The sequence below is a fragment of the Nocardia noduli genome (assembly GCF_019038455.1).
Classification (GTDB): domain Bacteria; phylum Actinomycetota; class Actinomycetes; order Mycobacteriales; family Mycobacteriaceae; genus Nocardia; species Nocardia noduli.
Window position 1 is genome coordinate 18,075 of sequence record NZ_JAFMPL010000021.1, and the last position, 23,449, is coordinate 41,523.

Annotated in this window: 22 protein-coding genes; 16 read left to right on the forward strand and 6 right to left on the reverse strand. The window is 64.3% G+C overall.

Going from position 1 to position 23,449, the window contains the following annotated elements; genetic code table 11:
• The first annotated feature begins 205 nt into the window (after nucleotides 1–205).
• The 8 genes from JZ792_RS14830 (at nucleotide 206) to JZ792_RS14865 (ending at nucleotide 7,704) form a co-directional block, all read left to right on the forward strand.
• A complete protein-coding gene (locus JZ792_RS14830) occupies nucleotides 206–1,372 on the forward strand; it encodes a thiolase family protein (protein WP_216911044.1) in 1,167 nt (388 codons plus the stop codon).
• Nucleotides 1,373–1,413: 41 nt separating this feature from the next.
• Nucleotides 1,414–2,181: an SDR family NAD(P)-dependent oxidoreductase gene (locus tag JZ792_RS14835; RefSeq protein WP_216911045.1), complete on the forward strand. Its 768-nt coding sequence runs from the start codon at nucleotides 1,414–1,416 to the stop codon at nucleotides 2,179–2,181.
• 31 nt (nucleotides 2,182–2,212) lie between these two features.
• The gene (locus JZ792_RS14840; RefSeq protein WP_216911046.1) at nucleotides 2,213–2,779 is read left to right on the forward strand and encodes a DoxX family protein; all 567 of its coding nucleotides are present in this window, start codon (nucleotides 2,213–2,215) and stop codon (nucleotides 2,777–2,779) included.
• On the forward strand, nucleotides 2,772–3,062 hold the full coding sequence (locus JZ792_RS14845; RefSeq protein ID WP_216911047.1) for a hypothetical protein: 291 nt from the start codon (nucleotides 2,772–2,774) through the stop codon (nucleotides 3,060–3,062). The genes JZ792_RS14840 and JZ792_RS14845 overlap by 8 nt, the downstream gene beginning before the upstream one ends.
• Nucleotides 3,063–3,269: 207 nt before the next feature.
• On the forward strand, nucleotides 3,270–4,805 hold the full coding sequence (locus tag JZ792_RS14850) for an aldehyde dehydrogenase family protein (RefSeq protein ID WP_216911048.1): 1,536 nt from the start codon (nucleotides 3,270–3,272) through the stop codon (nucleotides 4,803–4,805).
• Nucleotides 4,806–4,888: 83 nt separating this feature from the next.
• Entirely contained in the window at nucleotides 4,889–5,887 is a 999-nt protein-coding gene (locus tag JZ792_RS14855; RefSeq protein WP_216911049.1) for a MaoC family dehydratase, read from the forward strand.
• On the forward strand, nucleotides 5,884–7,143 hold the full coding sequence (locus tag JZ792_RS14860) for a CoA transferase (RefSeq protein ID WP_216911050.1): 1,260 nt from the start codon (nucleotides 5,884–5,886) through the stop codon (nucleotides 7,141–7,143). The genes JZ792_RS14855 and JZ792_RS14860 overlap by 4 nt, the downstream gene beginning before the upstream one ends.
• A gap of 105 nt (nucleotides 7,144–7,248) precedes the next feature.
• Complete coding sequence (locus tag JZ792_RS14865; protein WP_216911051.1) at nucleotides 7,249–7,704, forward strand: MaoC family dehydratase; 456 nt, start codon at nucleotides 7,249–7,251, stop codon at nucleotides 7,702–7,704.
• Between the two features lie 95 nt (nucleotides 7,705–7,799).
• Here the strand turns inward: JZ792_RS14865 and JZ792_RS14870 are convergent, their stop codons facing one another.
• The 5 genes from JZ792_RS14870 to JZ792_RS14890 all read right to left on the reverse strand — a co-directional run bounded on the left by JZ792_RS14870 (nucleotide 7,800) and on the right by JZ792_RS14890 (nucleotide 12,131).
• On the reverse strand, nucleotides 7,800–8,609 hold the full coding sequence (locus JZ792_RS14870) for a phytanoyl-CoA dioxygenase family protein (protein WP_216911052.1): 810 nt from the start codon (nucleotides 8,607–8,609) through the stop codon (nucleotides 7,800–7,802).
• Between the two features lie 403 nt (nucleotides 8,610–9,012).
• The gene (locus JZ792_RS14875; protein ID WP_216911053.1) at nucleotides 9,013–9,432 is read right to left on the reverse strand and encodes a nuclear transport factor 2 family protein; all 420 of its coding nucleotides are present in this window, start codon (nucleotides 9,430–9,432) and stop codon (nucleotides 9,013–9,015) included.
• A 49-nt stretch (nucleotides 9,433–9,481) separates the two neighbouring features.
• Nucleotides 9,482–10,378 carry an SDR family NAD(P)-dependent oxidoreductase gene (locus JZ792_RS14880; RefSeq protein WP_216911054.1) on the reverse strand — a complete coding sequence of 299 codons (897 nt, stop codon included), beginning with the start codon at nucleotides 10,376–10,378 and terminating at the stop codon, nucleotides 9,482–9,484.
• Nucleotides 10,375–11,286: an LLM class F420-dependent oxidoreductase gene (locus JZ792_RS14885; RefSeq protein WP_216911055.1), complete on the reverse strand. Its 912-nt coding sequence runs from the start codon at nucleotides 11,284–11,286 to the stop codon at nucleotides 10,375–10,377. Before JZ792_RS14885 ends, JZ792_RS14880 begins: the two co-directional genes overlap by 4 nt.
• Before the next feature lie 41 nt (nucleotides 11,287–11,327).
• Nucleotides 11,328–12,131, reverse strand: a complete 804-nt coding sequence (locus JZ792_RS14890) for an enoyl-CoA hydratase (protein WP_216911056.1) — start codon at nucleotides 12,129–12,131, stop codon at nucleotides 11,328–11,330.
• A 336-nt stretch (nucleotides 12,132–12,467) separates the two neighbouring features.
• Between JZ792_RS14890 and JZ792_RS14895 the strand changes: the two genes are divergently transcribed.
• From JZ792_RS14895 to JZ792_RS14925, 7 genes are all read left to right on the forward strand, one after another.
• A complete protein-coding gene (locus tag JZ792_RS14895; RefSeq protein ID WP_216911057.1) occupies nucleotides 12,468–12,644 on the forward strand; it encodes a hypothetical protein in 177 nt (58 codons plus the stop codon).
• 168 nt (nucleotides 12,645–12,812) lie between these two features.
• Nucleotides 12,813–14,780, forward strand: a complete 1,968-nt coding sequence (locus JZ792_RS14900) for an MFS transporter (protein ID WP_216911058.1) — start codon at nucleotides 12,813–12,815, stop codon at nucleotides 14,778–14,780.
• A gap of 332 nt (nucleotides 14,781–15,112) precedes the next feature.
• On the forward strand, nucleotides 15,113–15,871 hold the full coding sequence (locus JZ792_RS14905; RefSeq protein ID WP_216911059.1) for a TetR/AcrR family transcriptional regulator: 759 nt from the start codon (nucleotides 15,113–15,115) through the stop codon (nucleotides 15,869–15,871).
• Nucleotides 15,872–16,490: 619 nt separating this feature from the next.
• Nucleotides 16,491–17,576, forward strand: coding sequence for a phosphotransferase family protein (locus tag JZ792_RS14910; RefSeq protein WP_216911060.1), 1,086 nt, complete (start codon nucleotides 16,491–16,493; stop codon nucleotides 17,574–17,576).
• Nucleotides 17,577–17,932: 356 nt separating this feature from the next.
• Complete coding sequence (locus JZ792_RS14915; protein ID WP_216911061.1) at nucleotides 17,933–18,691, forward strand: SDR family NAD(P)-dependent oxidoreductase; 759 nt, start codon at nucleotides 17,933–17,935, stop codon at nucleotides 18,689–18,691.
• A 489-nt stretch (nucleotides 18,692–19,180) separates the two neighbouring features.
• Nucleotides 19,181–19,798: a TetR/AcrR family transcriptional regulator gene (locus JZ792_RS14920; protein ID WP_216911062.1), complete on the forward strand. Its 618-nt coding sequence runs from the start codon at nucleotides 19,181–19,183 to the stop codon at nucleotides 19,796–19,798.
• A 438-nt stretch (nucleotides 19,799–20,236) separates the two neighbouring features.
• Nucleotides 20,237–21,544 carry an amidohydrolase family protein gene (locus JZ792_RS14925; RefSeq protein WP_438804334.1) on the forward strand — a complete coding sequence of 436 codons (1,308 nt, stop codon included), beginning with the start codon at nucleotides 20,237–20,239 and terminating at the stop codon, nucleotides 21,542–21,544.
• 314 nt (nucleotides 21,545–21,858) lie between these two features.
• Here JZ792_RS14925 and JZ792_RS14930 read toward each other — a convergent pair whose 3' ends face one another.
• Nucleotides 21,859–22,260: a hypothetical protein gene (locus JZ792_RS14930; protein WP_216911064.1), complete on the reverse strand. Its 402-nt coding sequence runs from the start codon at nucleotides 22,258–22,260 to the stop codon at nucleotides 21,859–21,861.
• 260 nt (nucleotides 22,261–22,520) lie between these two features.
• On the opposite strand from JZ792_RS14930, the gene JZ792_RS14935 reads away from it, so the two are divergent.
• Nucleotides 22,521–23,402: an acyl-CoA thioesterase gene (locus JZ792_RS14935; protein WP_216911065.1), complete on the forward strand. Its 882-nt coding sequence runs from the start codon at nucleotides 22,521–22,523 to the stop codon at nucleotides 23,400–23,402.
• The last annotated feature ends 47 nt before the right edge of the window (nucleotides 23,403–23,449 follow it).

The window sequence follows — 23,449 nt, forward strand, 5'->3', positions numbered from 1 at the left end:
AGTCACCCATTTCAGCATCGTTACGAAATAATGAACCATCATTCAAGCAGATGGTTTTGCGATTTAAAAGATGAACGTGAAACTTCCTGCAGATGCAGGGCGCGGATCGACATCACGCTCAGTCTCTCATTGTATTGTTCATCATACTGAACTATCGTTCACTCATACCTGATGGGCAAGGACGCACTCAGCGAATCGAGGAACTATGAACGAGGCAGTCATCGTCAGCGCAGTCCGCACTCCCATCGCGACAGCGCGAAAAGGAACGCTGAAGGACACCCCCGCCGAGGTACTCGCGACTCACATCCTGTCCGAGGCGATCCGCCGCGCCGGCATCCCCGGGGAAGCCGTAGACGACGTCATATTCGCTGAATCACTGTATGGCGGAGGCGATCTGGCCCGATACGCGGCAGTCTCGCTCGGTCTCACACGGGTACCGGGCCAGGCCGTGAACCGCCATTGCGCGGGCAGCTTGACCGCGGTCGCCAACGCCGCGGGCTCCCTCCGATCCGGTATGGATCGCGTTGTCGTCGCCGGAGGCGTCCACTCCTTCTCGACCAGCCCCGCGCTGACGTGGCGCGTTCCCGGCACCGACGAGACCGAGAAGCGTATACCGCCGACTTTCCCGTACACGGCCGACGCGACCGACGACACCAGTCTCTCGGTCGGTTGGAATCTCGCGGTCAAGTACGGGCTGACTCGCGAGCAGCTGGACGAGTGGGCGGTTCGCTCGCACGCCCGGGCGATCTCTGCGATCGACGCCGGTGTCTTCGATGACGAGATCGCCCCGTTGAAGGTCGCCCGACCCGACGGCACCGTCGTCGAATTCGCCGTCGACGAACACCCCCGTCGCGACACCACCCTCGAGAGGGTCGCCGGTCTGAAGCCCGTCCACCCCGAGATCGAGGGCTTCTCGATCACCGCGGCCAACGCGAGCGGCATGAACGACGCGTCCGCCGCTCTCACGCTGACCTCCTCGGACTATGCCCGCGACAACGACCTCACCGTCCTCGGCACCATCCGCTCCTGGGCCTCGATCGGCGTCGATCCGAAGTACACCGGCGACGGTGGTCTCGCGGCCATCGCCCCGGCACTGGACCGCGCTGGTCTCTCGCTCGCGGATGTCACTCTGTGGGAGATCAACGAGGCGTTCGCTTCGGTTCCCGTCGCGGCGTGCCAGGAGCTCGGGATCGATGAGCAGATCGTCAACATCTACGGCAGCGGGTGCAGTCTCGGACACCCGATCGCGGCCAGCGGCGCACGCATGCTGACCACGCTGGCGCACGAATTGCGCCGCCGCGGCGGCGGCATCGGAGTGGCGACGATGTGCGCGGGCGGCGGACAAGGCGGCGCGGTCGTCATCGAGGTCTGATCCGACGCGCCCGACGACCACCGACTATCGAAAGAGTACTGATGGAACTGAAGAACACCTCCGCCCTCGTCTGCGGCGGAGCGGGCGGCTTCGGCGAGGCGACGGTTCGCCGGCTCGTCGCGGCCGGCGCGCATGTCGTCATCGCCGACCTCGCGGAGGAGAAGGGCAAAGCGCTCGAGTCCGAATTGGGCAGTCGCGCACGCTTTCTGGCTACCGACGTGACCAGTGAGAGCAGTGTCCAGGCCGCGGTGGACGCCGCGGTCGAGACCGCGCCGCTGCGATCCTGCGTCATCGTGCACGGCGGCCCGGCGGCCGCCAAGCGAATCGTCAACCGCCAGGGCGAGCCGTACTCGCTGGAGACCTTCCGTCGCACCGTCGATGTGTTCCTCTCCGGAACGTTCAATGTGCTCAGCAAGGCCGCGGCGGCGATGAGCACGAGCGAACCCACGAACGACGACCAGCGAGGCGTCATCGTCTCGACGGCCAGCATCGCGGGCTTCGAGGGTCAGGTCGGTCAAAGTGATTACTCGGCCGCGAAGGGCGGTGTCATCGGCCTGACCCTGACCGCCGCGCGCGATCTGGCCCCGGTCGGGGTCCGCGTGATGTGCATCGCTCCGGGTACCTTCTACACCCCGGCGTACCAGATGGACGAGGAAGAAGCTCAGAAGCGCTGGGGTCCGACGGTTCCCAATCCGAAGCGAATGGGGCACGCCGACGAGTACGCCGCGCTCGCTCAGCACGTCATCGAGAACGACTATCTGAACGGCACGGTCATCCGTATCGACGGCGCGCTGCGCTTCAACATCTGATCCACACACCACAGGAACGAGCTCCGCACTCATGGGTCTGCCCACCACACGAACCGACCGGCGATACGGCACGGTAGGTGCCCTCATTCTGCGCTCGGGCATCGGCGCGACGATGATCGCACACGGCGTCAAGCACGGCCGCAGCATCGACGGCACCGCCGGATGGTTCGGGTCGATCGGTTTCCGGCATCCACGAGTACAGGCGCAGGCGAGTGCCGTGGTCGAGGTCGGAGCCGGTGCGGCGCTGATCCTCGGAGCCGGTACATCGCTGGCCGCCGCCGCCGTCGTCGCGACGATGGCGGTCGCGGCGCGTTCGGTCCACCTGGCGAACGGATTCTTCATCACCGCAGAGGGTTACGAGTACGTCGGGAATCTGGCCGCCGCCGCCACTGTCCTGGCCGAACTCGGTCCGGGCCGGTGGAGCATCGACCACAAGCTCGGAATCGACCGTGCCCTGGCGGGCAGAACCGGCGTCGCCATCGCGGTCGGCGTGGGTCTTGCCGCCGCTACGGCGCAGCTGGCCGCCTTCTACCGCCCCGGCATTCCCGACGAAACGCCGCTCGTCGCGGTGAACGGAGTCGGCGACGACCGTGGGTGACACACTCCGCGATCGACTGCTCACCGAATTGGAGGGATTGCAAAGGGGTTCCAATCCCTTTGTTCCGCAGCGTCTTTCAGGCGGCGCGAAATTCCGGTCCACCCAGGAGCGAGGCGCGAGTTACCGCAGGTACGGGCAACTGTTCGCACGGGTGCAACAGGCCGACCCGGACGACCCGCTCATCGAGGAGATCGCGGACGAGGTGCTACCGGGGTGGCGCCGAGCCGAACAGTCGGCGAGCGATGATCCGGGCGGCAGGCCGCAGGATCTATCGACCGAATGAGGCAGGCTGTTGCGCGCCCGAGCGATAGAACGACACTTACCGCGATCACTCGGGTGCGCACCAGTCCGTCCCGACCTCTCCGATGATGCGGTCACGGCACGTGTGGATTCGGCGATCGACGTCGGCATCACGGGGGCAGCCCCGACCGCACAGGCGCGGAGCTCAGCTGCGCGCACGGGACAAATGAATCAAAATGTAGACAATTGAATGATCGTTCGGATACGTTCATGTTTGCTATCCGGCGGCAGATCCAGACCTGCCGCCCGCGTGGAACAACGGAGTCGAAACCTTCTGAACTCACGTCGGACCGTGCGGAATCACCAACGAATCAGGAGTCGAACCATGACCGCGGCGGCCTCATCTACCCAACGACCTGTTTCGGTGGCCGACGAGGTGCGGGCCGCGCGGCGGGTTTTCGATTCGGGAAAGACCCGCGCTCTGTCCTGGCGCGTCGAACAACTGCGCGCTCTGGAAACAATGCTCACCGAGCGTTCGGGAGAACTCGAACAGGCGCTGCTCCATGATCTCGGCCGTAAACCCATCGATGGCTACATAGCCGATATCTACTCGGTCCGGACCGAATCCGCGTACGTCCGAAAGAACCTCGGGAAATGGACCCGGGATCGCCGGGTACGGACGCCGTTGTCGATGGGCCCCGGGCGCGCTCGGGTACATCGCCAGCCACTCGGGACAGTGTTGATCATCGCGCCCTGGAACTATCCTCTGCACCTGGCCCTCATGCCGTTGATCGGCGCCCTCGCGGCGGGAAACACGGTGGTGTTGAAACCCAGCGAATTGACACCTCGATGCTCCGCGGCGCTGGCGGACCTGCTGCCCCGCTATCTCGACGCCGACGCCGTGCGAGTCGTGGAGGGCGGTGTCGAGGAGACGACCGCGTTGCTGAACGAGAAATTCGACCACATCTTCTTCACGGGCAACGAGACCGTCGGCAAGATCGTCATGGCGGCCGCGGCGAAGACGCTCACTCCGGTCACCTTGGAACTGGGCGGCAAGTCACCGGTGTGGGTCGACGACACCTTCCCCATCGAGAAGGCCGCCGACTGGATCGCCTGGGGAAAGTGCACGAACAACGGCCAGACCTGTGTCGCACCGGACTACGTCCTCACCACACCCGACGTCGCGCCCCGGCTGGTCGACGCGTTGCGCGACTCGATCCGTCGCCTCTACGGCGACGACCCGAAATCGAATCCCGACTACAGCAGAATCGTCAACGAACGCCACACCGCGCGCCTGATCGGACTTCTCGAATCGGGGACCGTGGCGCTGGGCGGCGCGCATGATCTCGGTGACAAATACATCGAGCCGACCGTCCTCGTGGATGTCGCCGCCGACTCACCGGTCATGCGCGAGGAGATCTTCGGACCGATACTCCCGATCGTCACGGTCGAGAACCTCGACGAAGCAGTGGCGACCATCCGCGCCGGTAGCCATCCCTTGGCGGCCTACGCGTTCACCACCTCGGAGGCGGTGCAGGCCACACTGGTCCGAGAGACGTCGTCCGGTTCGCTGACGATCAACGCGCTCATGCTCCAACTGGGCATACCCGACCTCCCCTTCGGCGGGGTCGGTGCCAGCGGAATGGGCTCCTATCACGGCGAACACAGCGTTCGCGTATTCAGTCACGAGCGTTCGATCTTTCGACGCGGCAACTTCTCCGACTTCCTGCTGCGCATCGCGCGACCGCCTTTCACCGAACGCAGCGAGAAGCAGCTGCGGCGTTAGGACGCGAAGCGGTCTCCAGTCGGCGAAGCACGAGACGAACGGCGAGCCACACCCGGTCGCCCTCGCTCCGGAAGGCATGTGAAATGAATGAAATCTTCGTGGGCGGACCCTATTTCGATGATCTCGAGCACGGCGCGGTCTTCGATTCGGCACCGGCGGTAACCCTCACCAGCGGCCTGGCCGCGATACACCAGGCGATTGTCGGCGACCGTCTGCGTCTGCCCCTGGACGCACCGACCTCCGAGAAGGTCACCGGCGTGTCCACCTCGGTCGCGCACCCCGGCCTGGTGTGGGATATCGCGATCGGCCAGTCGACGGCGGCGACCCACCACGTGAAGGCGAACCTCTTCTATCGTGGCCTGCGATTTCACCGATTTCCCGTGCTCGGGGACACGCTGAGTACGCGGACCGAGGTGGTAGGGCTGCGGGACAACAGTCGACGGCCCGGGCGTGCGCCGACCGGTCTCGCCGCGCTGCGCGTCACCTCCGTCGACCAGCACGATCGCACCGTCCTGGACTTCCACCGATGCGCCATGCTGCCGGTGAACCCCGAGGCGGCACTGGACCGACCGGTGCACTCCGACGATCTGTCCACGATCGGGACGACCGCGACCGCACCACCGATGCCGACAGCCGACTGGAAACTCGACGCGTTCCGTACGCGGCTGCCCGGCCCGCACTTCACACCGGGGTTGGTCGGCTCGATCTTCCACAGCAGCGGCGACGTCGTCTCCAACGCACCGGAACTCGCACGGCTCACACTCAATCTCGCCGCCGTACACCACGACGAACGCGTAGGCGCCGAGGGCAGATTGGTCTACGGTGGCCACACCATCGGCATCGCACTGGGCCAGGCGACACGCGCACTGCCGAATCTGGTGACGGTGCTGAGCTGGGAATCCTGTGACCACACGGGCCCTGTCCACGAGGGCGACACTCTGACCAGCGCAGTCGAGGTGGAAGGCGCCGAGCCGCACGGATCGGGCACCGCGCTGCGGTTGCGTTCGATCGTGCGAGCCCACAACGCGACCGCGGCGGACCGCCCGGTTCTGGACTGGCGATTCACAGGATTGATGGCATGACACACGACAAGTCGAACCGCCCCCTGGCCGGTCTGAGAATCATCGAGGTATCGAGTTTCGTCGCCTCGCCGCTGTGCGGGCTCACGCTGTCGCAACTCGGCGCCGACGTCATTCGCGTCGATCCGATCGGTGGCGGCGCGGACAAGAACCGATGGCCGGTGACCGACTCCGGGGACAGTATCTACTGGACCGGTCTCAATCGCGGCAAACGTTCGATCACCTGCGATATGCGACGCCCCGAAGGGCAGAAGCTGGTACAACGGCTGATCACCGAATCCGGTACGGGCGGGGGCATTCTCGTGACCAATATGGGTGGTCGCGACTGGCTGAGCCACCCGGTGCTGAGCGAACTGCGCTCCGATGTCATCACCCTCGAGATCACCGGCACCCGCGACGGACGAGCAGCGGTGGACTACACGGTCAACGCCGCGACCGGGTTCCCCTCGATCACCGGTCCGGTCCGGAATACCGACCCCGTCAACCATGTCCTGCCCGCATGGGATGTGTCCTGCGGCTTGTACGCCGCGCTGGCGATCGTCGCCGCGGTCCGGCACCGTGACACGACCGGGCTCGGAACCGAGATCACGCTACCGTTGGCCGATGTGGCGCTGGCGATCTCGGGGTCTCTCGGGTATCTCACCGAGGTCCAGGTCAACGGATCAGGACGCGAATCCACCGGCAACGCCGTGTATGGAACCTATGGCTGCGATTTCGTCACCGAGGACTCGCAACGGTTCATGGTCGTCGCGCTGACCCCCCGCCATATGCGTGATCTGGTGCGACTGACCGGACAGGGTGCGGTGGTGGACGCACTCGAAGCCGGTCTGGGTGCCGACTTCTCGAAAGACGCGGACCGCTATCGCCACCGCGCCATCCTGAACGCGGTATTCGGCAGCTGGTTCGCCGAACGCACCGGCGCCGAAGTCGCCGCCGCGTTGGAGAACAGTTCGGTGCTGTTCGAACGGTATCGGACCTTCGAAGAAGTCGTCGGCAGCGGAGAACTCGAGGCCAACCCACTGTTCGCTCCCCTCGAACAGCCCGGCATCGGCACGTACCGTGCCGCCGGACTTCCCGCCAGGTTCGACGGAAGCCATCTGTCTGCCGACGCGGCGCCCGCGCTGGGAGGCGACGGGGCGGAAGTCGTCCGGAGCCTGCTCGGGTACTCACAGCACGATATCGATGAGCTGATCGAAAGCGGTTGTCTGGGAACGTCGGAGGACGAGCGGCTGTCCCGCTCCCCCGCGGGCCATCCGTAGCCGGTTCACATCGGACCCGTTCATCCACGCACACCGAACAGGAGTAACGATGCCTTCCGCACTCGTCATCGACGAACTCGTCGCATTCTTCGCAGAGGCGGTCTCGTGACCGGCGTTTTCGGCTCGCTCGACGAGCTTCGCGCCGCGCTCGGTACGAAAATCGGCCCCAGCCCGTGGCTTTCGGTGAGCCAGCGACGCATCAACGAATTCGCCGATGTGACCGAAGACCACCAGTGGCCGCATGTCGACATCGAACGCGCGGCCGCGAGCCATTTCGGCGGCACCATCGCGCACGGATTCCTCACCTTGTCGCTGATCCCACGATTCAACGCACAGCTGTGCCGCACCGATTTCGGAAGCGCACGCGTCAACTACGGACTGAACAAGGTGCGTTTCCCCACCACGGTTCCAGCCGAGGGCAGACTCCGCGCGTACGCCGAATTCCTCTCGCTGGAGCCGAGCTCCACGGGGCACCTGCTCACAACCCGCTTCTCGGTCGAATTGGAGAACGCGTCGAAGCCCGCGTGTGTCGCCGAGATGCTCACCCTGCTGGTGCCGTGATTCCCCGCTGACCGAAAAGACAGTAGAACGATTCGGCGATGCGGTCGGTGATATGCCGACCGCATCGCCGATATGCTACGACTGTGCCCGGGGGCTCACTGTCCGTTCAATCGCGTCAATTCCGCGCCGATTCGCGTGTTGCCGCTGGCGCCGATTCCGAACAGCGTCCTGGTCTCGCTCGACATCGCTTCGATGGTCTTGGGCGGCAGGGTCATCGACCAATTCATCTGCTGTCGCAGAAAGTCCACCGAGTAGTAGGCGAACAGCATCGCGCGCTGCTCGTCGGCGGTGACATTCGACCCGGAGGTATGCCACACCCGGCCGTCCATCGCGATCATCGAACCGGCGGGCGCCGAGTATGCCTGCATCCTGTCCGCCGCGTCGGCGGGCAGGTCGGCCATTCGACTGAAGTGATGACTGCCGGGCAGAAAGCGAGTGGCGCCGTTCGCTTCGTGTACGTCGTCGAGGCACCAGATGATGTTGATCGCCCAGGGCTGCACCCACGGCTCGGGGACCACCAGAGCCTGATCGGAATGTATGCGCATCGCGCCGGATCCGGGCAGGGCGATGTTCGCCGTGAAGTTGGATACCAGCTCGGGGGTATCGAGGACACTTCGAACAAGCGCCAGGGCCGCCGGGTGTTCGAGGAGATCGATGAAGTACCGATCGACAGCGGGCAGGTTATACACCCGAACATTTCGATCATTGGGGTCGAGATGCGAGGCCGACACACCCGCCGCGGCCTGCGCCTCGGCCGCCTTCCAGAGCAAGTCCTTGCCCAGAGCGACCTGATCGGCCGTCAGCACATCGGGCACCACACACCAACCGTGTTCCCGCAGTGATGTCTCGGCTTCGGCCAGCGCGTCGGCTGCCTGTGTCTGCGGGCCGACTGTCGTCTCTCCCATGAAATTGTTCTCCCTCTGAAGTGATTGCTACGGGGACGGTGTACGTGCCGAAAGTCAGCCGCCCGGCTCGGAATTCCACCCGACCGGGGACCTGGATGCGGCGACACCGCACCTCGGCGAAGTCACGCACGTGAGAGCAGTGACGTTCACACCCGTTCCCTCCGCCGTTCGAATGCCGCGGGCGTCGGGCACGAAAGGACACCCCTTCATTCTGTGTCGGAAGCCACATCGGCTCCAATACCCTTTGTCATCCCGATCGGTTATGTACGCGAAGGCGACCGCGACACCCGCACGACACCCGCCCTGGTTCGGCACGTCCGCGCAACTCGACCGAGCGCCGGGTTGCGCCCCGGGCGGACTCCCTCAGAGACGACCGGGCACCTTCGTCGGTGCAGACCGACCCTCATACACCGAGACCCGCCGCGTCCCCCGGAACGTCGGATTCCGACCGCACCGGCAAGAACACGATGCTGCGACGAACGAAAAGCATGTCACCACCTGATTCCGCCGGCGGCAGGATCTCGTCGTGGTAGAAGCCCGTACGAATTTCCTGCTGCCCCCGGGCGACGAAAATCCACGACGAGGATGCCAGCACCCGATCCGCCCCACGGCTCAGATCCGGGATACCGGTGAGGTGCGTCCCCTCCGGCGAGTTCGCGGCGAATTCGGTCAGCGCGGCGCGACCCTCGACGAGGTCCCGCTCCGGGATCTCGAGACAGCCGTCCGCGACGAACAGTTCGCTCCACTCCTCGGCGCGGCGCTGGTCGATCAAACGCCCGTAGCGTGCCAGCAATCCGTGCACAGCGACCGAGTCGATCTCCATGCGATCCTCCCTCCGACCCAGCCCGCGATGAGGCAGGCCCGATCAATAGTCATCCTGTAGGTTCATTTCCCGGTGACGTCGCTGCCTTGTCGGCGGCACCGTGCAGCAGGTCTAGTGGCGCGTGGTTGGCCCAGCCGTAGTCGGGCCAGTTGAACCAGCCGGCCGATGCTTTGGTGCCGCCGTCGGGATGCAGCGTCGACCCGGTGATGTAGGACGAGAGCGCCGAAGCCAGGAACACCACGCTGTTCGAGATATCGGTGACGTCGCCGACCCTGCCCATCGGGACCGCGACGCGCACCCCGACGGGGTCTTCGAACGCGTTGTCGGGGTGGCCGATGCGTGCCAGGTTGGGCGTGGGCACGTAGTCGGGTGCGATGTTGTTGACCCGGATCCGGTCGGGAGCGAGTTCCACCGCCATGGTGCGGGCGAATTGCTCCACCGCGGCCTTGGCCGCGGTGTACACCGCGAAACCGGGCGCGGCCCGGTGCGCTTCGATGGTGGTGAGGTTGATGATGCTGCCGCCGCGTCCGCCCGCGCGCATGCGCGGTATCGCCAGTGAACAGGTGTGCAGCACATGGGTGAGGTTGGTGCGTATCACCGCGTCCCAGCCCTTGGCGTTGGTCTCGCTGAAGGGCGCGCGGAAGGTGCCGCCGACCACGTTGACCACGATGTCCAGGCGTCCCCATCGAGTGTCGGTGGCGTCGAAGAGCGCGGCGAGGACATCAGGATTCCTCGCGTCACCGACTCGTGTGAGGATGTCGAGGCCGCGTTCGGTCGCGACCCGGGCCAGCGCCTCGGTGGCGTCGGGGTCGGTGTCGAGTACCGCGACTCGCACACCGTTGGCGGCGAGGTCGGTGACAATCGCCCGACCGAGCCCGCCCGCGCCACCGGTCACGACAGCGACCGTGCCGTCCAGTCCCGCGCGCTGTTCGAACCAGCCTTTCACGTGACCGACGCGAGATAGGTGGTGCCGAAGCCCTCGATGAAATCCAATGTCTCCCGGTACTCGCGGGTCCGGTTCGAGATCACGATCCAGTCCACTCCGGCTTCGCCCAGTTCGGCCAATGCCGCGGTATGGCGCTCCACGTCGACCGTCGGTTCGGTGATGGACTCGTCGCCGTAGGAATAGACCACATCGATATGGTCGGTCCGCCCGGCCTCTTGCGCCCGGGCTCTGATCTCGGTGATCTTGCGCGCCAACTCCGGCACCGACCCCAGCGACGGTGTGCGCGCGGTGGTGGCCAACTCGGCGCCACCGCTCATCGGGATCCAGCCCTGTGCCCGCTCGGCCACCCGGCGACGACTCAGCGCGGAATTGCCGCCGATCCACAACGGAATCGGCTGCTGGGGTGGTCGCGGTCGCGCGATGACGTCGCGCGCGCTGAAGTGACGGCCGGTATAGCTGAACGGCTCACCGCTCCAATGCCGCGGCAGCACATCCAGGGCCTCGTCGAACAAGATGTTGCGTTCCTCGAAATCGACGCCGAGGGCATGGAACTCGCTCTTCTGATAACCCGTACCCAACCCGACGGTTACCCGCCCACCTGACAGGATATCCAGCGAGGCAGCGGTTTTCGCCAGCAGCATCGGATTGCGATACGGCGCCACCGTCAGATACGTGATCAACCGCAACCGCTCGGTCGCCGCCGCTACGAACGCCAACCCGATGAACGGATCCAGCGTCTGATGACCCCCCGCGGCCAGCCAGCGGGCGCCCGGCGCCGGATGCTCACTCAACGAGAAGCCGTCGAACCCGTTCCGCTCGGTCGCCGCGGCGATCTCCGGCAACGGACCCGCGTCGAGCAGATCGCCTTCGTACCCGGCCGTCTCCGGATAGTGATATATGAATCGCATCGACTCCCTAACGTCCCGTCCGGCTCACCGCGATGCGCTGATCACTGTGCCGCAATCGACTTCTTCATGCCTTCGAGACCTACCAGAACCGGGAATCCGGCTTCTGTGATGGCGTGGCCGTGGCCCAATGAATGGATATCGAAGACGGACTGCACCGCCGTCGTGAACCCCTGGACGTCGAGCGTCTGATTCACCGCCCGTTTCGCCATTCTCAACGCGAACGGATGTTTGCTCGCGATCTCGCTCGCAAGCTGCCGCGTCGCCGCGTCCAACTCCGCGAGCGGAACAACCCGATTGACCATGCCGACCCGCAATGCTTCCTCCGCGGTGACCGGTCGGCCGGTGAACAGGATCTCTTTGGCCAGTCGGGCGCCGAGTTCCCAGGTATGTCCGTGGTATTCGACGCCGCCGATACCCATGGCGACGACCGGGTCCGAGAACTTGGCGTTGTCCGCGGCGACGATCAGATCACACGGCCATGCCAGCAGCAGACCGCCCGCGATACAGGCTCCCTGCACCGCCGCGATCGAGGGTTTCGGAATGTTGCGCCACTTCAGGGAGTAACCGACGTATCGGCGGGCCTCGAACTCATAGACTTCGGCGACGGTCCACTTGTCCGACCGAGCGCGCCCGGAAGAGGCGGCGAGGTCGTGACCGGAGGAGAAGTGCTTGCCATTGGCCCGCAACACGATCACCCGCACGTCCGGATCGTCGGCCGCCGCGGACCAGAGACTGTCGAGCCGATCCAACAACTCGGGGTTCTGGGCGTTGGCGACGTCCGGACGATCGAGGCTGATCGTGGCGATTCCCTCTGACACCTCATAGGTGACCAGTTCGTCGGACATCGTTCTCCAATCTATCGAGAAGACGCGGATTCGAACGTCTTCAGGGAAAGTGCCGGACCCGGCACCGTCGGGCGAGCCCACGTCAGCCGCCTCCGGCCCGGGTCATCGCTCTCGTTCATTCCGTGGGCCATCACGATCTGCTCCGGACTCAGTGGTCCTCCGACTCGACCCCGCGGCGGGTTCGCGCGGCTTACTCGATCGATTTTTCGCGCTCGCGCCTATGGACTTGCGCGAAAATAGCTGTACCTTAGTACGGTACCGACAACAGTATCAGCTCTCATTTCTGATCCGATAGCTTGTCCCCATATATTGAACATCTCATCCCAGGAGGTAGCCATGCCCTCGCGCGAGCTTTCCTTCCCGGTGTTCGCTGCCGACAGTCACTTCCGCGAGCTCGGGGAAGCGTTGACCGAGTCTCCGTCCGTTCACCGCGAGGGCGTCGCCGGTTACGGCCGAGTCGGCAACCGCACCGAGATCGCGATTCGGAATGAATCGATACTCGAAGCGGCTTGATTCAATCCGCGGGCTCATCACGGATTCCGCACCGCACGGACAGTCGGCACGGCCGACCAGCGACCGCTCCACGAACACGTTCACCTGAGCGGCTCTCGCGACAAAAGACCTACCCAGCGCTGTTGCAACGCTTTTCGCGACGACAGCCACCCCATGAGGAAAGCGACGATGACGTCCACCACCACATCCCCGACCATCCCCTCGCCAGCGCCCGAACCGGCGGCGGCCCCGTGGTACACCCGGCTCTGGGCGCGCCGACTCGACCGATATCCGGACAACCGGGAACGACGGACGTATCTGGGGATCGTCCTGCTCATCACCATCATGCTGTATTACCTGACCTACGTGCAGGGCACCGTCGCGGCTCAGATCATGCGCGAGTTCGGATTGACTTTCACCCAGTACGTCTATGTGGGAGTGGTCGGCTCACTGGTCGGCGCGGTCGCCGCGTTCGGAACGGGGCTCGCCGATCGGTGGGGACGGTCGAACGTCGTCCTGGGTTCGATGCTGATCACCGTTCTCCTGATCGCCTTCGGCCTGCCGAACGCGGGCAGCAAGACCGGCTACTACGTCATATTCGCGCTGGTGAGCGTGGCCGAAGGCGTCGCGCTCGTGGCGAGCCCGGCACTGGTCCGCGACTTCTCGCCACAACTCGGGCGTGCGAAGGCCATGGGTTTCTGGGTTTTGGGACCCGTACTGGGCAGCATCGCCGCGACACAGGTATCCAGCCGCACCCTGGGTAGCCACCCGGAATGGCGCTGGCAGTTCTACGTCGCGGGCGCCGCGGGCCTCGTCGTGTGGGCGGTGGCGGTGATCGGACTTCGTGAACTGTCCCCGAGGCTGCGTGACCAGCTCATGGTGACCGTGAAGGACCGTACGCTCATCGAAGCCAAGGCCGCGGGGATCGACCCCGAGGAAGCGGTGCACGGGCATTGGCGTCAGATGCTGCGCCCGGACATCGTCTTGTCTTCGGTCGCAGTCGGCCTGTACCTGCTGTTCTATGCCGTGGCCGCCGGATTCCTCGTGGTGTACCTGGTTACCGTGTTCGGGCAGACAGAAGCCCAGGCGAACGCGGTGGTGAACTGGTACTGGATCCCGATGGCCATCGCGCTCATCGTCTCGGGGGTCCTGTCGGACCGGATCCGGGTACGCAAACCCTTCATCGTCTTCGGCACGCTCGTGAGTGTGGTCGGCCTGTTCTTCTTCGCGCAGGCCGCCACAGATCCCGAAGCAACGATCGGTTCGATAAAGCTGTATCTGGCGATCGCCGGCCTCGGTCAGGGTCTGATGAACGCGACCTGGATGGCGGGGTTCACCGAAACCGTTGAAAAGCGCAATCCCGCTGCCACCGCGACCGGTCTGGCGGTCTGGGGATCCACGACCCGCCTGATCTTCACTGCCGCTCTGGCCATCTTCCCGTTCGCCGTGTCCGCCACCACGACTCTGGTCGAGGACGGACCGCGAATGCAGGAGATCTCGACGACGTACGCCGGCCAGCTCGCGGTGCTTCAGACCGTGGATCCCGCGACATTGGCGGCAATGGGCGCCAATCCGAACGATGTCGGAGCGCAGGCGAAGGCACTCGCCGCTCTGAGCGGTAAATCGGAGGCCGACATCACCAAGGTGATCACCCTCAACGCCACCTACTCCGAGCAGCTCATCACCGCCTCGGCCATCGACCAGGCCGTTCTCACCAAGATGTTCATCGATCCCACGAACTCGCAGGCGGCTGCCGAAGCCGTCCAGCAGCTCGCCGGCAAACTCGGCATCACGCCAGACCAAGCCGGGGCGCGACTGCAGGCGTTGGCCTCTGTGCCCGTGCCCGACCTCGTCTTCCTCCAGGCCAACGGCCCGGTCGTCCAGCAGGCCGGAGCGCGTCTCCAGTCGATATCGCAGATCCCCGCGGCCGACCTGGCCTTCATGACCGACCGCGGCGCCGCGGTACAACAAGCCAGCGTCGACAACCCGAAACAGTGGCGGAACTGGTGGTGGACCTGCCTCATCGGGCAACTCCTGTTCTTGCCGAGTCTGTTTCTGCTGACAGGGCGCTGGAGCCCGAAGCGAGCTCGTGAGGACCAGCTCGAACACGACCGCTTGGTGCAGTCGGAACTCTCGCGACTGCGTGCTCGCGCGTAGCAACCACTCGACATCGCGAAGGCCGAAGGGGCGGGATCAGTGGGATCGCTCCCGCTGATCCCGGCGGTGTCGGCCATCACATGTCGTCTCCGCAGCCACAGCGCGGGAACTTGCGAACCCATCCCCCGAACCGACCGGGGTCGAACACGAACTGCCCCTTGGCCTCGCGAAGACGTGGGCACGTAAGGCCAACTACAGTATTATTTACGGCCGAACAACGAGATCCGAGTTGGAGGGATGCGATTTGGCGGATCGACTCGCGCAGTAGGGTGCGCGAGCAGCCACAGCCCCGGGCCGACGAACGTTCCGATCACCCGGTCGAATATCCACCAATGCCAACCGAAGGGATTTCAGTGGCTAGCGACAGTGTCGCAACCGACACACCGAAGCGTCCGCGTCGCCGACGAGGGTCGATCAATGCGGACGACATACTCGATGCGGCATTCTCGCTGGCGGCCGAAACTTCGCTGGACAGCCTGACGATGCCATCGCTGGCGGCGCACCTGAAAGTCGGAGTGACCAGTATCTACTGGTACTTCCGCAGCAAGGAATATCTGCTGGACGCGATGACCGATCGCGCCCTGGAACGGTACAGCATCGGAATCCCCTTCATCTCCGCTGCGAGCTGGGACCGGTCGCTGCGCGAGCATGCACGCACGATGAGGCGGCTCTTTCGCGAAGATCCCGTGTTGTGCGACTTGGTCATCATGCGCACCACCACCTACGGTGCGAGTAGCAACCAGGTGGTGATGGAGCGATTCGAAGCGGTCCTGACGACACTGATCGAAGTCGGATTTCGGCCGAAGGACGCGCTCGACATCTACTTCTCACTCGCTATGCATACCCGCGGACTCGCGATGCTGGAACGTCGACAGGACATGGACCGGGAAGCCGGTATCCAGGCTCCCGAGATGGTCGACAGGGACAAACTACCGACACTGACCAAGCTTATGAAACAGGGTCATACGATTGGCTTCGTCGAAGAGGATACCTTCGAATACGGCTTGGACTGCTTCATCGAACATGCGCAGAAGACTCTGCAAAAAACGCAGCAGGCAGCGATCACGCGCCGCGAACGGCGAAAAAAATAGCTTTCGCGTCCACGGGAATCCATGCTGCGTCGAGCAATTGATGATCGGCGTTACCGTAGCGGCGGCCGAGGTCTCGACTGGGCCGAGCTGAGCGGAGCCGCGTCTCGCACTCGGTTTGCGTTGTCCGGCAAGGGCTTCCGATCCGAGCGTAGAGTCCGCTCGGCTGTCGCGCTCACGACCGGCGATACGACAGCATATGCCAGGTATTTGCCGAAATGCCGCGAGGAGCCTGGGTGGCGGCCGAGTTCGATCACAGCTTCGTGATGGCCGAGTCCACGCCGAGCACCTTCCCGCCTCGCAATCGCGGAATCCCGCTTCACTGCAATAGAAGTGGGGCTCTACGCCACATCGGCGCCTCGGCCGACACGGAGATCGTCGCTCCTGGTCAAGAAGATACTGTAACTATTATCGTATCATGATCTACAATAGCTGAGCTTCGGTACCCCGTACTGCACGGTTCGAGATACCCGACCGCAGCGCTACCGGGCAACCGGGCGCCGACCTCGCACCGACAAGCGCGCCCGGATGAGCGATCCTCGCTCGATGACCGATACGACGAATCGTCCTCGAAGAAGAATTCCTCTGCGCTACAGAGGAATTGACCGATTAGAAGGCATACATGAGCAGCAATCCGCCGATCCCCACGAAGCCCGACCACGTGACCGCGAGTTGGTTGTCAGCTGTCCTCACCGACACCGCAGCCGACGTGATCGTCGACGAGGTTCAGGTCACCGCGGTCGGCACCGGTCAGACGGGCGCCACATATCGCGTGCAGGCACGCTATGGGAACCAGCAGCCGGGATTGCCTGACAGCTTCATCATCAAATTGCCCCACCAGGATCCGTCCGTCCGCGAGAGGGTGTCACCGAGCTACAGATCCGAGCATTCGTTCTACACCGATGTCGCCGACACGGTACGCGCGCCGGTACCGCAGTGCTACCACTGTGAGATCGACGAGACCGGCGCGGACTTCGTCCTCCTGCTCGAAGATCTCGCCCCCGCGGTGCAAGGTGACCAACTGGCGGGCTGCGACCTCGCGCAGGCCGATTTGGCGGTCGAGGCGCTCGCCGGACTCCATGGTCCGCGCTGGTGCGATCCGACATGGCTACAGTTTTCCGGCGCCACCATGCCGAAGCCGGATGCGGCATTCGCCAAAGGTATGGGCGACATCGCGAAAATGGCCGCGGACACGACTCTGGAAAAACTAGGTTCCGCGATGACCGTCGACGCCAGGGAGACGCTTCGCGAGACCAGCACTCTGGTGGCCGACTGGCTGATGCTCGAACCGGACCGGTACTGCCTTCTGCACGGTGACTATCGACTCGACAATCTGTTGTTCGATCCCGAGAACACCAGGGTCACCGTCGTCGACTGGCAAACCCTCACGGTAGGCCTACCGGCCCGCGACCTGGCCTATTTCATCGCCACCGGGCTTCACCCACAAACCCGGGCCGAAACGGAACAAGACCTCGTCCGTCGCTACCATCGCACGCTGGTCACCTATGGCATCGATGACTACAGCGAATCCGACTGTTGGCGCGACTATCGGCTCGGCCTTCCGCAAATTCCCTTGATCGCCAGTTTCGGCACCGCATTCTCCGCGTCGACCGACCGAGGCGACGGGATGATGGTCGCCATGCTCGAACGAGGCTGCCAGGCGATTCGCGAGTTGGGAACCTTGGAGCTGATACGAGAGCTCTCGTGACAGACGAACTCTCCCGCGACTGACAACCCATGTCGTGGACGGGTCTACCTGACAGACTTCCCATCAGCTCATCGGTGTGATCACTGCGGCGTTGTCTTGAACTATCAGATACTTCATTGAAGAGATAGTCGGAATATTGAACGTTCGCTCACGTAGTCGCCGGACGACCGGTACCGTGAGCCGCGAACCGCCGATAACGGCACAACTCGCGGTTCACGAACCCAGGCTCACATCCGCTGTACGGCACACCCCGAACTCGCATCCCCACGCGGACGTGGCCCTATCGATACGGGTGGGGCCTCCCACAGGTAGTCAGTCAGTGACAGAACATCGATTGTTTGGAAGTGGTTTCAAATATGAGTGAACACGTCGCGGTGGTTGTCGGAGGAGCATCCGGGCTGGGCCGAGCCACCGCTCGGGCGATGCATGCGCAGGGTTACCGCGTGACGGTGGCCGACCGCGATATCGAGGGCGCGACTGCTGTGGCAGCGGAATTCGGCGGAACCGCCACGGCAGTCGACGTGACCGACGAAGCACAGGTCGAAACCTTGTTCGCCGACGTTCTGGCGCGCCACGGCGCCCTGCACGCGGTGGTCAATACAGCGGGCACGAGCGGACTGTCTCCGATCGTCGAGCACGACGTCGCCTACTGGCGCAAGATCGTCGATATCAACCTGGTCGGTGCTTTCATCGTGCTGAAACACGCCGGACGAGCGCTCGCCGACGGGGGCGTCCTGGTATCGATCACCTCGCTGAATGCCAGACAGGCGGGTGCCGGACTGTCCGCGTACTGCTCCGCCAAGGCAGGGCTGTCGATGCTCACGCAGGTCGCCGCCCTCGAGCTGGCTCCGAGGCGAATCCGGGTGAACGCGATAGCCCCGGGTCTGGTCATCACCCCGCTGAACGAAGCCATCGGGAAGATTCCGGGAATCACCGAGGACTACGTGGAGAATACGCCGCTCGGCCGTCCGGGTACGCCAGAGGAGATTGCCGCGGCAGCGATGTATCTGTGTTCCGAGCAGGCCGCCTGGATTACCGGCGAAGTTCTCGACATCAACGGTGGCGCGCACCTGCAGCGCCACCCGAACCTGCAGAAGCATCTGTCAGCGCGCTGATGCGGGGCCGCGACTATCCGCGAAAGCCGTGAGAGCCGAATCGACGGCACCGAATGCCGCTGCTCTACCGGCGTCGCGCCCGAAAACCTGCCGCCGACACGCCGGACCTACGGCTGAACCGACTCCGACGACAGCGCCTGCGACGCGCCGAGGTCGCGACGATCTGGGCCGAGGCGCTCGAAATCTTCGACCGACGCGATCGCTCGCAACCTGACATGCGCGCCGATCCAGAATACTTTACAATGTTCAAATACATCGCGAGATGCGTCGCGCAGTGGTACCGGATGCGAAATCCACAGCTGCGCGACGTGGTCGGCGCGGAAGGCGCATTCGAACGAGGCGGCGCGGCCGTCCTGAGCCGATCGTCACGGATGCGTTCGACGCCGGACCCGCGGATGTGCGGCGGCGAGCACGCTATAGCCTTACCGAGTTCATTGTCCGGGGCCTGCCACGCGGCCACGAGACCCGACTGCTGGAGGCTGCTGACGGATGGGACGTCCGAAGGTTCCCCTGGTAGATCGCGATGAAGTGATCACCACGGCGTTGGGCATCATCGACGACGAGGGACTCGCAGCGCTCAGTCTTCGCAGGCTGGGCACCGAACTGGGAGTAACCGGCGCGGCGTTGTACCACCATTTCGCCGACAAGGAGGAGATCCTGCGCGGCGTGGCCGAACTCGTGCTGTCGCGAGAGGTCATCCCGAAGATCAGCGGTGCCACCTGGGAGGAGTACGTACTCCAATCGGTGACGCGCTACCGCACAGCTCTGCTCGCCCACCCCAATGCGGCACCGCTCATGCAACCGCACGGGCAACAGGCGTTCGACAACCTCCCCCGCGAATACATCGTGACCCTGATGCTCGAAGCCGGGGTGCCCAGGCAGTTGTGCTATCCGATCATCGACAGCATGGAGATGATGGCCTTCGGCTCGGCGATGATGAACCCACGTCGCATGCCGCTACGCGAACGTCTCGCATTGCACGGCCGAAGCGAGCAACCCAACCTGCTGAAAGTCGTCAGGGCCACTCCGAAGGCGGCCGAGCGGCTGTTCCAACTCGAACTCGAGGCGCTCATGCTCGGATGGAAGACCCTGATCGCGAACAGTTGACGATCAGAGTCCAGCGACTCCACGACCGGCTTCCCGCACCGGGGGCACTTCCGCCGCCACCCGAAACCAGCCGTCGACCGGCATCGTCGACGTAGCCGCCGGACGGGGTCTTCGACGACCACGGACTCCGACCGATCGATATCGGTAGCCGAACTCCGCCCTCCCTGCGTGCCCGCTTACCGCCCGTCCTGGTCCTCAGCCCGCACGCACCACACCTCCTAGGTCAGATCGACGGTTCGGCGGTGCCCGTGGCACGAGTCGTCGGCTCGATACCACCGAGCACTGTCCCGCTCCCGGCACCCAGAAGTCCCCGGTACCGCACCGGGCAGAGCGACTACACCGTCATCTCGACCATGATCATCACCAAAACATAAGGCCGACAACAGATCCTGAGGCTATACCCGCATAAACTAGACAACGTTTAATTTAGTCCCTATCGTGGGTCGTACTAACCATTTCGAGTTTCCGGAGGTACCGTTCATGTCGAGGAAGTTGGACTTCCCGGTCTTCGATGCCGACAATCACATGTACGAGACGACCGACGCGTTCACCAAGTACCTGCCGGACAGCCATGCCGGACTGGTGAAGTACGTCCAGGTCGCGGGCCGCACGAAGATCGCCCTGCGCAACACCATCAGCGAGTACATCCCCAACCCGACCTTCAACAAGGTCGCTCCGCCCGGCGCGCAGGAGGTCGAATTCAAGCTCAAGAATCCGTCCTCGCGCACCAAGGCGCCGAAAGAGGGCGACAAGGTACTCACCGATCCGCCGCGTTACATCGACGCGCCGCCCGCCTTCTTCAATCCGCTGGACCGGCTCGAGTTGATGAACGAACTCAGCATCGACCGCGCGATCATGTGGCCGACATTGGCGAGCCTGCTCGAAGAACGTCTGGCCGATGACCCCGAGGCGACACACGTCGTCGTCACCGCGCTCAACGAGTGGATGCACGAGCACTGGTCCTACAACGTCGATGACCGGATCTTCGCCACTCCGGTGATCACCCTGCCGATCGTCGATGAGGCGATCCGCGAACTCGATCGCGTCGTGGAACGCGGCGCGCGGGTCATTCTCATCCGTCCCGCGCCGGTACCGGATCTCAAAGGCGGGCGTCGATCCTTCGCGCTGCCGGAATACGACCCGTTCTGGAAGCGGGTCGAGGAATCCGGCGTCCTCGTCGGAATGCACGCCTCCGACGACGGTTTCCAGCGGTACATGAACGAGTGGGAAGGCAACAAGGGCGAATACCTGCCCTTCGGCGGCCACAACTCCGGTTTCTACGAAACCCTGCATGCCGAGTCCCGCACCATCAAGGATGTCGTGGCCTCGATCGTGGGTCACGGTCTGGCGACGCGGTTCCCGAAGCTGCGTTTCGTGCCGGTGGAGAACGGTAGCTCGTGGGTTCGCCCGCTGGTCGAGACCCTGGAGAAGGTCTACGACCGGGCGCCGCAATCCTTCGACGAGGACCCCGTCGTCGCGCTCAAGCGGTCGATCTTCATCCACCCGTTCCACGAGGAAGACCCGGTCGGCCTCGTCGACATCGTCGGTGCCGACAATGTCGTCTTCGGCTCGGACTACCCGCACCCCGAGGGCATGTTCGACCCGGTGACCTGGGTCGACGAACTCGAGGATCTGGATCTCGAGGACCGCAAGAAGATCATGGGCGGCACGCTGTCCAAGCTGATCGGCATCGATCCGAACGCAGGCGCCCTGCCGGACACGAGTGGAGTCGCCGCCCGCGGTTGATCCGCGGCGACCTCTGCCACGTCCTGCCATCGGCCGTGCGTTCTGCCCGATTTCGGGCCGAACGCACGGCCGAGCGCTTTCAGTGACTACTCCGCATTCCTGGACCGCACGCATTCCTTTCGCGAAACCGGCGACACGCGGGATGCAGGTCTGAAGGCCGCGGGATTCATCGGCGGGCGTGCCGGTAACATCGAATCAACGCGTTGGTGGAACCGTCTTGCGCCAGGCCGACTTCCGAAGGGTGTTGCTCGGCCGGTTGCCCGGAAGGCTCCGATGGGCCCGCAACTCCAGATGACGGGTGCGGTGGCTTGCTCCTACGGACCCGGTCGAATCCGACCCGCCCGACCAGCGTGGGGATATTCCATACAGACGGACGAGCGCGCCAGAATCCCCCGGCGTGACAGCACCACGGGTAGTCCGTGACGCCGAGCTATCGTGTCGGCCGTCGCGCGGGCGGCCACCGGGGCGTAGTGCCACCTCCATCCGCAGCGGTAGTCGGCCAGCGCCGCCGCCGCCTGCAGGAAATCCGGCTGTTCCAATTGCCTGACATCGTAGGTAATGCCGTGCATCGCAAGCGAACTCGCGATGTGGGAGTAGCGACTCGCGTCGCAGACGACGTGGACCAGCCCCTGCGGGCCGACATAGCGGCCCGCCCATTCCAAAATGGAACGACGCTCCGTCGCTACTCCGCGCACGAGTGCGACCAGTTCCGCCATCGCAGTTGATCCAATCCGCCGAAACGCCGACATCGCTTGCCGCCATCCGGGACAGCACGAGCCGAGTTGCCGATCGGTGCCGCTCGTCGACCGACATCCACGACTTCGAGGTCCACCGGCTGTCCGACACCATCCGGAAGGGCCGGATGTACCCCGACCGCACGGGTTCGTGATCGAACCACTCCGGGACTAAGATACCGTATCAACAACGGTATCTGCCACCATAAAAGTGGCGCGAAACGAGCAGGAGATGACCGAGGATGACAACCGAATCCGACACGATGCAGTGGTCCGTGGCCGAGATGCTGACACTGTTCGACGTCTCCCGGACCGATGGGCACGGATTCGTCGGGGCGACCGGCCTCGTGGGTGACGACGACCGCCAAGTGGTCGAGGGAACCCAGGTGCTGGCGCAGGCGATCGTGGCCGCCGCCAAGCGGTTCGAGGGCAAATCCGTGCGTTCGGCGCACGCGGTGTTCGTCCGCGCGGTGATGGTCGGCGCACCCGTCGAATTCGACCTCGATGTCGTACACGAAGGCCGATCGACGGCCACCGTGATAGTCACCGCGAAGCAGAGTGGCAAACGCTGCGTGACAGTGACCATCCTCGCCGATGTCCCCTCCGACGACGTGATCCGCCACCACGCGCCACGCCCCGACGTGGGCTCGCCCGCCGACGCGAACGTCGCATCGATGCCGCTGACCGGACGTGAGCTACGACTGGTCGGCGTGCGGGATGTCGACAGTCCCGACGAGGTCGGACCGCCGGAGCTGCATGCCTGGCTGCATTACGACCCGATTCCCACCCGTGACGATCTCGCCAAGGCGCTTCTGGCTCATTTCACCGGGCACCTGGCGATTTCGACGACCATGCGCGCCCACGCGGGCATCGGCACCTCACAGGCCCATCACACGGTTTCCACCGCGCCGATGACGGTGACCGTGAGCTTCCACGAGCCCGTCACCTGGGATGGTTGGCTGCTCTACACGCACGAGAGCACCCAGGTCGGCGCGGGCATGTCCTATGTCCGCGGCACCGTACACACCGAAAGAGGCGAACTCATCGCGTCGTTCACCCAGGAAGGGCTCATTCGCCCGCTGCGCCGAATCGACGCCACCATCGAAGTTCGTTCGCGCTTGTAGTCTCGGCAATGAAGCGCTCACGAAAGGCGTGCCGGATGACCACCTTC